We start from the raw sequence: 7,787 nt of genomic DNA, 5'->3' as shown, positions 1-7,787 counted from the left end.
GAAATGGCTGCGTGAGCACAGCCTCTCGATTGTGCTTGCCGGCATGTGGCTCGGAATCAGCGTGTTCGCGTGGCTGATCGCGTCCGAGTGGAAGTGGGAAGACTACTTCCAGGGATTGGCGCACGACGCTTACGGCGCGTTCGTGATCGTGGTCGCGACCAAGTATTTCGTCGAGCGCGGCAAGAGGCCCTCGGCTGAGAGCAAGTAGGAGATCGGAATGGGCGACAACCTCGTCAGCGTCGATGAATACCTCGCCGCGAGGAAGAACTTCGTGTCGGAAGACGGCACCGTCATGAAGGCGGCGAAGGGCGTACCGTCATGGGATCCCGAGAAGCGCTCAGCTCGCTTCGTGATGAGCACGCAGACGCCCGATCGTGACCGCGACGTGGTGCATCAGGAGGGCGTCGATCTCACGGAGTTCATGAAGAACCCGCAGGGTCTGCTGTTCCACTCCTCCTCCAAGTTTCCCGTCGGCCTGTGGAGCGACGTCAGCAAGATCCTGAACGGGAGGCCAAAGCGCACCGAGGGCACGCTGACGCTCCATCCTGCCGGCGGGCCGATCCCCGAGATCGACCAGGCAGCCTGGATGCTGGAACACGGCGGCATCCGCACGGTGTCGATCGGCTTCCTGCCGAAGAGCGTGAAGAAGCGCGAGGTACCCGAGGAGAAGCAGGACACATACTACTGGCCTGGCTACGACATCCTGGAGGCGGAACTGATCGAGTGCTCGCTCGTACCGATTCCGGCCCAGCCCGAGGCTATTGCGAAGGCCGCGCGTGGCGAACTGAAGATGTCGCGCGATCTCATCGAAGAGATCCTCGACACCTGGACTCGCACGGGCACCGGCTTGGTCATCCCGAGGGCCGAGCTCGAGGCCGCGCACAAGGAATCCTCCGGCAACCGCACGATCGTCGTCGTGGTCGGCGCCGAGAAGGTGGACGCGAAAGCGATCGAGGAGGCTGTCGCGAAGGCGATCAAGGAGCCTGATGCCAATCCGGAACCGCAGGAGAGTGTGGGTTCACAGGATCCCGCGCCCGACCATCCGCCCGCCGCGAACGATGCCGCTCCCGGGCCCGAGATGACGCAGCCGCAGGCGCGCTCGTTCCTGCGGCGCATCTTCGACCTCGCGTTTGGCGAGGAGAACCAAGCGCGTCTGGAGCAGGAACTCCAGGCGCAACGTACTGCAGAGGCGGAAGCCACGGTCGCCGAAGCGTCGCGCAAGGAAGCGCTCAAAACACGCCTCGAGGCTTTGGACTCGCGTCTCAGGGAAAAAGGTCTCGCGGCTTAACTCGGCGTGCAGCCGAAACGCTGGCCCCAGCGGGTAGGGGCGATGAGCGGGCGCTACGGCGCCCGTTTCCATGAGTAGAGTGGAGTAATTACTCATGTCTGAACTCGAGAAGCTGCGCGCTCAGTTGCGTGAGAAGTACGGCGCGCTCGCAGGCATCCAGAGCAAGGCGTTTGCGGACGAAGCCACCCAGGAGGATCTCGATGCATTCGAGACCGCACTGAAGGAGATCGAGGCGATCGAGAAGAAGGTCTCGCTCCTCGAGAAGGCGGAAGAGCTCGAGGCGAAGGCCTCCCGGCCCGCGAACGAGCCGGCCGGCGAGCAGCGCACGGTCCTGCATGCGCAGCCGAAAGAGATCCGCGGCGAGATGGCCCTGTCGCTCACGGCGGCGGCGATCATCAAGGGCAAAGCAGACGGGAAGCACCCGCTGAAGGTCTTGGAAGACGAAGGCTACGGCCAGTTTGCGGGCGAGCTCAAGCAAGACCCGAAGGCCAAGGCCGTCAACACGCTCGTGTCGGCCGAGGGCGGTATTCTCGTCCCGCAGGCGCAGGTTGGCGGAATCATTCCGCTGCTTCGCATGCAGTCAACGTTCCTCGCTGCGGGCCCAACGCGGGTGCAGTTTGTGAACGGCCAGTACAAAGTCGGCCGCGGCGCAACCGGTGCGACGGCAGCGTACGTTGCTGAAGGCGCTCTGAAGCCAGTCTCCACGCCGACTTTCGACGCGATTGACATGAGGGCCAAAAAATTGGCCGGCATTGTGCCGCTGACCAATGAAGCCCGCATGTGGACGATCGGTAACATTGAAGAGTATGTGCGCGAGGATCTCAGAAGCGCACTCGCTCTGACGCTCGATCTCAACGGCTGGCTTGGCACTGGTGCTGGCGCATCGCCGCTGGGAATCCTCAACAAGGCCGGCGTTCAGATCATCACGCCGACCTTCGCGGATCCGCTCAACCCGACGCTCGCTGAGCTCGATGCGCTCGCCACCGCAATGATCCTGCGGATGACGACCGCAAATATCTTCGCCAGCAACCGGTGGCGTTGGGTGATGAGCTATCGCACGGCGATGCGCCTCGCGGATGTCCGCGTTGGTGAAGGCTCTGACGGCGATTTCGCATTCCCAACGATGCAGGGAATCGGAAGCGGCAATGCCGTGACGTGGAAAGGGTTTCCGGTCGTGGTGACCGCGCAGCTCCCCACGAACGGCGGTGCGACCACCGACGAGACCACGCTTGCGCTCGTCGACTTCACGCATGTGCTCTTCGGTGAAGAAGAGGGCATCACGATGAAGATGAGCGACCAGGCGACGCTCGATCCCGATGGCACGGGTGAGAACCTCATCCACCTCTGGCAGCAAAACATGTTCGCGATTTTGGCGGAGTCGATGCACGACTTCGGCCTGCGCTTCGCGAAGGCTGTCGTGAAAGCGACGATCAGGTTCTGATCACGCGGCTCGCCTCTGGGCGGGCCGTCTTTTGAATCAAAAGACAGGAACAGGCCATGCAATTGAACACCTTCGAAAGCCTCGCGAACAAGCAGGGCCTCGTGCTCATGCAAGTTGTCGACTCCTTCGCCCCTTACGACGAAGGAGCACTGGCGGGATTCCCTCCAGACGAGGCCTTGAGGCTCTTCCAGCGCAAAGTGGCAGTTCCTGTCGGGAAAGACGGTCGACCGGTGGACGTGCCGGCCGACACCCCTGAGCGCAGCAATATCCCCGCTGCCTCATCGTCGGTGGAGATCCCAGAGAACTGGAGATCGCTCCACCATCTGCAGCGCGTTCGCATTGCGAAGGATCTCGTAGGCGGAGCGCGGGTGATCTCATCCGTCGCCGAAGCCGACCTGATCATCCAGGGCGAACTGGAGCGTCGAGGTAACGAAGATGACGAAGATGAAGAGTGAAACTCTCCCGGAGGCCCGCGACCGCCTCAAGGAGATGAGCGAGATCGAGAAGCGGGGCGCCGAGGCTGTTGCCGAGGGGCAGATCCAGCCGGTCGGGCATGAGCTTGATCCGGACCAGGAACCCGAGCCGCTGGCCTCCGAGCACATGGTCGACGACCGCATCAGGCCTGCGAGCGCCGACGTGAAGAGCAAGCGCGGCGGCGAGCCCATGGCTGCGAGCCAGGATGCAAAGCCGATGCGCGTGTCGACGGCTTCGACCAGCACCGACACGTCGAGAACCACCAGTGACGACACCCAAAAAGCCCCAACCGCCAAAAAGTGACGAAGAGCGCGCTGCCGAGGAGCACGATCCTCGGCAGATGCGTCGTCGCCCGCGCCGCTATGAGGACCGCGCCATGCGTCCTTCGCGCCGCGGGAGCGGTTACGACACGAAGGACTGACGCATGGACCTGCGCCGGATCTCAACATCTTTGACACGCGAGCAGAAGCTCGCCGTCGTCTCGATTGCTGATGTGAAAGCGCAGGTCCGTGTCAGTCACTCGGAAGAGGACGAACTCATCGCAGTCTTCATCGAGGCTGCTTACGACTACTTGTCGGGCCCTGAAGGTTGGCTCGGCCATTGCTGCCTGCTCGACGAAGAATTCGAGGTCTACAGCGCGGGGCCGGATCGCTACGGGTTCGAGCTCCCAATGCGGCCCATCAAGGAAGGCGCGGCGATCGTCTTCGATTACCTCGCCAACGCGACCTACACGCCAGTGGCGCCCGAATCCTACTTCGTCGGGACGACGGGCGTCTTCCCGCGTGTCCACCGGATCGTCTCCTCGCGGGCCTGGCCCTACGTGGGGATCCGCAATCCGCGCGCCTATCGCCTGCGCTTCGTGGCCGGCTTTGGCGCCGCGGCCGACATTCCGAGCCCGATCAAGCTGGGGATCCGGATGCTGGCCGCGCACTGGTACCAAAACCGCGAGACCGTGGGCTCGGAGGGGCGCACGGTGGGCGGCGAGATCGAATACGGACTGAAAGCCCTCTGCGGGCGCTATCGGATCGCTCACGACCACTCCTGATGACAGCTGCAGGCCTGCTCAACCGCCGCGCGAGTTTCCGGCGGCGAGCACCCGTGCCCGAAGCGCTAGGCACGCTCCGGGGCGGGTTCGAGCCGCTCGGCGATCCTGTCTGGGCCGGGATCAAGGACACTCGCCCACGCGACGTCACGATCGGGGGCCTGGCGCTGCAGGTCAGGACCGCGACCCTGACCCTGCACGACAGCGCGTTCGCGCGGTCCCTCACAACCTCCGACCAGGTGGTGGTCGACGGCGAGTCCTATGAGATCGCCGGCATCCTCCACACGGAGCGGCCCGATGGCATGCTCCGCCTCGACCTCAACAACACTCCCGGCCGCGCGCAATACGACCGCGAATTCTCGATCCGCGGCGAGGTGGTCACGATGCGCCGTGTGGTCCCGAACGCTCCTGCGATCGAGGCTGTCGCCCGCGCGATCGTCGTTGGCTATCAGCCCGACGAGCTCATCGGCGGCATCACGCAAGGCGAGCGCAGGGTCTACGTCGCTGCCGACGATCTCGAGCGTGCAGGCTGGCCGATCCCGCCGAAGGTCAATGACCGCATCATCGTGCGCGGGCGCTCGCTCAACGTGCTTTCGGTCGACGACTCGACGCACCGCATCGCGGGCGAGCTCATGGTCTACGACATTAGGGCGTCGGGCTGATGCGCTGCACCTACTGCGGCTCAGGACGGCATACCGTCAATAACTGCCCGAGCACCTGGCGTGGATACGCGAACCGTCAGGCTATGCGCTGCACCTACTGCGGCGAGCGTGATCACAACCGTGAGGCGTGCCCGAGGATCATGGCGGAGCACGTCAGAGACCCGCGCCACTACGTGAGGGATCGCTGATGGCTGTCCGCGTCAAGGTCGATCCGATCGAGCGGGACATCCTTGTGGTGTTCCCAGACTATCTGAGCCCTGAAGCGCGCAGCCGGCAGCTGGCCGAGTTCGCGGTCCAGGAACTCCACAAGGCCGAGGAGCAGAACCGCCGTGTGCTCGGACGCGTGCCGCCGCACGAGAGGTGGGTGGACGGGCGCGAGGGCGTTCCGGAGACCTCCGTGAAGCCAGACGGCCAGGTCATCTACGAATTCGAGTTGCTCGAGGAGCTGTTCTTCTTCATCCGCGACCTGCTCGAGGAGACATCGCCGATCGGCAAGGGGACGGACAAGCGTCCAGGCCATCCCGGGCTCTACAAGAAGAGCCATGCGTTCTTCATCGACAACGAGTTCTTCGAACTGGGGTCTCAGCCGCTCCCCAAATCCTTCGACCGCGCGACTTTCGTGAACACGCAGCCATATGCGCGCAAGCTCGAGGGCTACCCGAACCGACCGCCGCTCTCGCTGCAGGCGCCGCATGGCGTCTACCAGGTCGTCGCGAAGAAGGCGCACCAGCGCTTCAGCAATCTCGCGCGCATCCGCTTCACCTACGAAGCCCCGATGTTCGGCGCGATCGATGAGTGGGCTCAAACCACGAGCATGGAATCCCAGCGCAGCGCAGCGGGCCGCGCCGACTGGCTGCGCCGCAACCCCGCCATCATCATCGAGCCGTGACCATGAGAAGCGTTCGCATCGTCAACGAGACCGGTCTTTCCAATGACACAAAGGTCATCGACGCCAAGACCGGCATCGAACTGCAGACCTTCTGTACCGAGATCGATCTCCGCTTCCGCCCATGCGAGCCCGTCGAGGCCCGTCTTGAGATCGGGATGATCGAGGCGACGTTCAACGGGAAGGCCGGCTTCTACACCCATGACCCGGCGAACGGCGGGATGAAGCGCGTCGCCAAGATCATCTTCGAAGACGGATCAGTATTCGAGGCCTGACGTGGCGCATCCTTACGTCGTCAAGGCCGTCGAGGATTATCTTGCGGCCAAGTGGAGCCGTGCGCCGGTCTACCAGAGCAACGAAGAGTCTGAGGCTCCCAGCGACGGTACACCTTTTGTAATCGTGCAATACCCGCTGAGCCGCACGCGCCGGCTCGCGGTCGAGTCTCGTTACTACCAGGAAGACGGTGCCGCTCGCTTCGTGATCCATGTCGAGCGCGGCTCCGGAACCGATCTCGCGCTCGAATGGGGCGATGAACTCGCGACGTTGTTCCGTGACCGCAATCTCGGCGGCGGGCTGAAAACGCAAGTCCCAGACAGTCCTTTTCTCGACGACAACAACGACCGCGGCTCCTACTACGCCGCGGCCGTTGTGGTCCCCTACACGTACGACTTCGTGGGTTGAGGTCGACGTTCACTGGAGGATGCAATGCCAGAAGTGACGAGTAACTCCCAAGTCAATGTCGTGATCAGCAAGCGCGCCAAGGACGGCACTGTAAAGAGCGCCACCTTGAGACCCGGTGAGACGAAGAACGTCGATTTCGACGTTGATGACGTCCACGTTCAGCCGCTGTTGCGCACGGGCGCGATCTCGGTCGAAGGCCGCGGGTCCAAGCAGGCCGGTCGTGTTGCAGTGGCCGACAACACGGTGCGCAAGGCCGCCGACACCTAACAGCCTCCTCCCCGGAGAGACCCCGAATCCCGCCCGACGGGGTCGTGTTCAGAAGTGAAACGGCCCCGGGCAGCCGTGTGTACTGCGTAAAGGGTAGCTCCCATGCCAATTGTAACCGCGTCGGGTACCCGATTCTTTATCGGGCCTTCCGTTCTCGAGTCCGTCGACACCGTCGAGGAATTCGAGGATCTCACCGACTGGACCGAGATTGGTCTCGTTGAAACCTACGGCGAGGTCGGTGACGAATCCTCCGCTGTGACCTTCGCTGCGGTGGGCGACTCTCGCGTGCGCAAAGCGAAGGGTGCGCGTGACGCCGGCACGATGGCACTGACCGTCGCGCACGATCCCATGGACGAAGGCCAGACGGCGCTGGATGCGGCCGAGGGCACGAACCTGAACTTCGCGTTCCGCATCGAGTATCCGGACAAGCCGAACGCAACGGGCACGGGAACGATCGAGTATTTCCGCGGCCTCGTGATGTCCCGTCGCCGCAACATCGGTGGCAACGACAACGTCATCAGGCGCACTTACTCGATCGGCGTCAACAGCCAGATGTTCGAGGTCAAGGCGACCGCTGGCGTCTGACGCCGGCCCAATCTTACTCAACAAAACCCCGGAACTGGTTCCGGGGTTTCTTATGGAGACTAGGCCACGATGAAGCTCTCAGATATCCGTGATGTCACCAACAAGATCGAGTCCGGGGGATGGGTTGGCGAGTTGCCGAACCTTCCTGGCGTAAAGGTTAAGGTACGCGGCATCTTCAACAGTGACTATCGCCGGTTGCTCGCCAAGCTGCGGGCCGACATCCCGCCGGAAAAGTGGGATGATCCGGAGATCGCGGAGACCATCGACACGCAGTTGCTGCACGAGACGATCCTCGTCGACTGGCACGGCATCGAAGACGCCGAGTATACCCCGGAACTCGCCAAGCAACTCCTGAGCGATCCGGAGTTCGCGGTGTTCCGGCGCGCGGTCCATTACGCTGGCAACATCGTTGCGGCGCAGGGCAAGCAGTCCCTCGAGGCCGACGCAAAAAACTCCTAACC

13 protein-coding genes are annotated in these 7,787 nt (G+C 63.2%); all 13 read left to right on the top strand.

The annotated features are described in order from the left end of the window. Window positions 1-208 (top strand): hypothetical protein (locus tag BN1233_RS48965; protein WP_046869368.1); only part of this gene is annotated, 208 nt, incomplete at its 5' end. A 9-nt stretch (window positions 209-217) separates the two neighbouring features. Further along, window positions 218-1,288: an HK97 family phage prohead protease gene (locus BN1233_RS44005; RefSeq protein ID WP_048710792.1), complete on the top strand. Its 1,071-nt coding sequence runs from the start codon at window positions 218-220 to the stop codon at window positions 1,286-1,288. A 94-nt stretch (window positions 1,289-1,382) separates the two neighbouring features. Continuing rightward, window positions 1,383-2,729 carry a phage major capsid protein gene (locus tag BN1233_RS40645; protein WP_046869367.1) on the top strand — a complete coding sequence of 449 codons (1,347 nt, stop codon included), beginning with the start codon at window positions 1,383-1,385 and terminating at the stop codon, window positions 2,727-2,729. Between the two features lie 56 nt (window positions 2,730-2,785). Beyond that, window positions 2,786-3,184: a hypothetical protein gene (locus tag BN1233_RS40640; RefSeq protein ID WP_046869366.1), complete on the top strand. Its 399-nt coding sequence runs from the start codon at window positions 2,786-2,788 to the stop codon at window positions 3,182-3,184. Continuing rightward, window positions 3,165-3,506, top strand: coding sequence for a hypothetical protein (locus tag BN1233_RS40635; RefSeq protein ID WP_046869365.1), 342 nt, complete (start codon window positions 3,165-3,167; stop codon window positions 3,504-3,506). Before BN1233_RS40640 ends, BN1233_RS40635 begins: the two co-directional genes overlap by 20 nt. A 121-nt stretch (window positions 3,507-3,627) precedes the next feature. Then, window positions 3,628-4,248, top strand: coding sequence for a head-tail connector protein (locus BN1233_RS44000; protein ID WP_048710790.1), 621 nt, complete (start codon window positions 3,628-3,630; stop codon window positions 4,246-4,248). Next, window positions 4,248-4,907: a phage head completion protein gene (locus BN1233_RS48015; protein WP_048710788.1), complete on the top strand. Its 660-nt coding sequence runs from the start codon at window positions 4,248-4,250 to the stop codon at window positions 4,905-4,907. The genes BN1233_RS44000 and BN1233_RS48015 overlap by 1 nt, the downstream gene beginning before the upstream one ends. A 187-nt stretch (window positions 4,908-5,094) precedes the next feature. After that, window positions 5,095-5,796 (top strand): hypothetical protein, encoded by a 702-nt coding sequence (locus BN1233_RS40615; protein ID WP_046869363.1) that lies wholly within the window; start codon window positions 5,095-5,097, stop codon window positions 5,794-5,796. Between the two features lie 2 nt (window positions 5,797-5,798). Continuing rightward, on the top strand, window positions 5,799-6,068 hold the full coding sequence (locus tag BN1233_RS40610) for a hypothetical protein (protein WP_046869362.1): 270 nt from the start codon (window positions 5,799-5,801) through the stop codon (window positions 6,066-6,068). A gap of 1 nt (window position 6,069) precedes the next feature. Further along, window positions 6,070-6,474: a phage tail terminator-like protein gene (locus BN1233_RS40605; protein ID WP_046869361.1), complete on the top strand. Its 405-nt coding sequence runs from the start codon at window positions 6,070-6,072 to the stop codon at window positions 6,472-6,474. Window positions 6,475-6,498: 24 nt separating this feature from the next. After that, a complete protein-coding gene (locus BN1233_RS40600; protein WP_046869360.1) occupies window positions 6,499-6,741 on the top strand; it encodes a hypothetical protein in 243 nt (80 codons plus the stop codon). A 102-nt stretch (window positions 6,742-6,843) separates the two neighbouring features. Beyond that, complete coding sequence (locus tag BN1233_RS40595; RefSeq protein ID WP_046869359.1) at window positions 6,844-7,326, top strand: phage tail tube protein; 483 nt, start codon at window positions 6,844-6,846, stop codon at window positions 7,324-7,326. Between the two features lie 69 nt (window positions 7,327-7,395). Continuing rightward, window positions 7,396-7,785: a hypothetical protein gene (locus BN1233_RS40590; RefSeq protein WP_046869358.1), complete on the top strand. Its 390-nt coding sequence runs from the start codon at window positions 7,396-7,398 to the stop codon at window positions 7,783-7,785. Window positions 7,786-7,787: the final 2 nt, after the last annotated feature.

Source organism: Microvirga massiliensis, assembly GCF_001006805.1.
Classification (GTDB): Bacteria; Pseudomonadota; Alphaproteobacteria; order Rhizobiales; family Beijerinckiaceae; genus Microvirga; species Microvirga massiliensis.
The sequence above is the reverse complement of the archived record's forward strand: the minus strand, read 5'-3'. Positions and strand labels throughout refer to the sequence as shown.